Below are 2,759 nucleotides of genomic sequence, written 5' to 3'. Positions count from 1 at the left end.
AGCTGCCAATCTCCCCCCTTGAGGGGGAGATGCCCGGCAGGGCAGAGGGGGGTGCTCATGCACAAACTTGAGCGGCTTTTGCGCCCACGAACGATCGCAGTCTTCGGTGGTGCGCAGGCTGCTGCCGTCGTCGCGCAGTCGATCAAGATGGGCTTTGCCGGCGAGATCTGGCCGGTGCATCCGAGCAAGGCCGAGGTCGCCGGTCGCAAGGCCTATCGCTCGGTGGCCGAATTGCCTGGTGCGCCGGATGCCGCTTTCATCGGCGTCAACCGGCATTTGACCATCGAAGTGGTCAAGGCGCTGGCCGAGCGCGGCGCCGGCGGCGCCGTGTGCTTTGCCGCCGGCTTTCTCGAAACCGAAGCCTATGACGAGGACGGCGAGCGGCTGCAGGCCGAGTTGGTCGCGGCGGCGGGCCAAATGCCGATCATCGGGCCGAACTGCTATGGGCTGATCAACTATGCCGACGGCGCGCTTTTGTGGCCCGACCAGCATGGCGGCATCAGGCTGCCAGAAGGCGGCCGCGGCGTTGCCATCATCACACAGTCGTCGAACATCGCCATCAACATGACGATGCAGAAACGCGGCCTGCCGATCGCCTTTCTGATGACCGCCGGCAACCAGGCGCAGACCGGGCTCTCTGAAATGGCGCTCGGTCTGATCGAGGACGAGCGCGTCACCGCGCTCGGCCTGCATATCGAAGCGTTCGATTCGGTAGCCGGCTTTGAAAGGCTGGCGGCGAGGGCGCGCGAGCTGAAGAAGCCTGTTATCGCCATGAAGGTCGGCCGCTCCGAGCAGGCGCGGCAGGCGACCGTCTCGCATACCGCGTCGCTGGCCGGCTCGGACGCAGCATCCGGCGCGTTCCTGAAGCGGCTCGGCATCGCCCGTATCGATTCGATCCCGGCCTTCATCGAGGCGCTGAAGCTGCTGCACGTCACCGGACCCCTGCCCGGCTACCGGCTGTCGTCGATGAGCTGTTCGGGCGGCGAGGCGTCGGTGATGGCTGACAGCGCCGAAGGCCGCTGGGTGACGTTTCCGCCACTCACCGCCGAGCACCGCGCGCATGTCAAATCGACGCTCGGGCCGCTTGTCGCGGTGGCCAACCCGCTGGACTACCACACCTTCATCTGGAACAACGAGCCGGCGATGACCGCCACCTTCACCGCCATGGTGTCGGGCGGCTTCGACCTCAACATGCTGGTGCTCGATTTCCCGCGCCCCGACCGCTGCTCGGATACCGACTGGTGGGCGACGCTGCGCGCTTTCGAAGCGGCGCTGAAGACCAACCGCGCGCAAGGCGCGATCGTCTCCTCGCTGCCGGAGAACCTGCCCGAGGAATATACTGCCGGCCTGATGGCGCGCGGCATGGTGCCGCTATTCGGCATTTCCGAGGCCATGGACGCCGCCCAGGCGGCGGCCTTCATCGGCTGGGCGTGGCGCGAGCCGCAGGCGCAGCCGATCGACACCTCGGCGTCCGGCGCGCCGGCCGGCGACCATGTCACGCCCGACGAGGCCGAGGCGAAAGCGCGGCTCATCGAGGCCGGGCTCCCCGTGCCGAAGGGCGAGCGCGCCGGCAACGCGGTCGAGGCTGTGATCTCCTCGATGGCGCTCGGCTTCCCGGTGGCGCTGAAGGCCCTTGGCGTCATCCACAAATCCGAGCTCGACGCGGTCCGGCTCAACCTCAGGGATGCCGAATCCGTCAGCACCGCCGCCCATGATCTCGGCCCGCTCGGCACTGGCCTTTATGTCGAGCGCATGGTGCGCGATGGCGTCGCCGAGCTGCTGGTCGGCTTCACCCGCGACCCGATGTTCGGCGCGGTGATGACGCTCGGCACCGGCGGCGTGCTGGTCGAGCTGTTGCGCGACAGCGTCACGCTGATGCTGCCGGCGACCCGCGACGATATCGAGGCCGCTTTGCGCGGGCTGAAATTGTTCCCGCTGCTCGACGGTTATCGCGGTCGGCCAAAGGCCGACGTCGCGGCGGCAATCGATGCGATATCAGGCATTGCCGGCTTCGTGCAGCAAAATGCCGGCGAAATCGAGGAGCTCGACATCAATCCGCTGATCGTCTGCACCGAGGGCAAGGGCGCCTGGATCGCCGATGCGCTGCTGGTGCTGGGAGACAAGAAGAATGGCTGAAATCATCACCACCCGCCGCGAGGGCACGATCCTCGAAGTGACGCTCGACCGGCCGAAGGCCAATGCCATCGACTTGAAGACCTCGCGGCTGATGGGCGAGACGTTCAAGGCGTTTCGCGACGATCCCGACCTGCGCGTCGCCATCGTCAAGACCGCCGGCGACAAGTTCTTCTGCGCCGGATGGGATCTGAAAGCCGCGGCCGGCGGCGACGCGGTCGACGGCGATTATGGCGTCGGCGGCTTCGGCGGGTTGCAGGAACTGCGCGATCTCAACAAGCCGGTGATTGCCTGCGTCAATGGCATGGCGGTCGGCGGCGGCTTCGAACTGGCGCTGTCCTGCGACCTCATCTATGCGTCGGATCATTCCTCCTTCGCCCTGCCCGAAATCCGCGCCGGCACGCTGGCCGATGCGGCGACGATCAAGCTGCCGAAGCGTATCCCCTACCATGTAGCCATGGACCTTTTGCTCACCGGCCGCTGGATGGATGTCGCCGAGGCGCATCGCTGGGGCCTGGTCAACGAGGTGCTGCCCAAGGACAGGCTGGAGGACCGCGTCTGGGAGATCGCCCGGCTGCTCGCCAGCGGCCCGCCGCTGGTTTTCGCCGCGATCAAGGAAACGGCTC

At 66.9% G+C, this 2,759-nt stretch carries 1 protein-coding gene and 1 pseudogene; both read left to right on the top strand.

What is annotated here, in order from left to right; all coding sequences use genetic code 11:
• Window positions 1-57: 57 nt before the first annotated feature.
• Window positions 58-2,136 carry an acetate--CoA ligase family protein gene (locus tag E5W70_RS26180; protein ID WP_292663926.1) on the top strand — a complete coding sequence of 693 codons (2,079 nt, stop codon included), beginning with the start codon at window positions 58-60 and terminating at the stop codon, window positions 2,134-2,136.
• Window positions 2,129-2,759: pseudogene (locus E5W70_RS26175) on the top strand (enoyl-CoA hydratase-related protein); the annotation flags it as partial. The gene E5W70_RS26180 and the pseudogene E5W70_RS26175, both read left to right, overlap by 8 nt.

The organism is Mesorhizobium sp. (assembly GCF_005063415.1).
Classification (GTDB): domain Bacteria; phylum Pseudomonadota; class Alphaproteobacteria; order Rhizobiales; family Rhizobiaceae; genus Mesorhizobium.
This window is presented reverse-complemented; position numbering and strand designations above follow the sequence as displayed.

Excerpts from the sequence above, each read along its gene's own strand:
- E5W70_RS26180 (WP_292663926.1), top strand. The coding sequence starts at position 58 with ATGCACAAACTTGAGCGGCTTTTGCGCCCACGAACGATCGCAGTCTTC.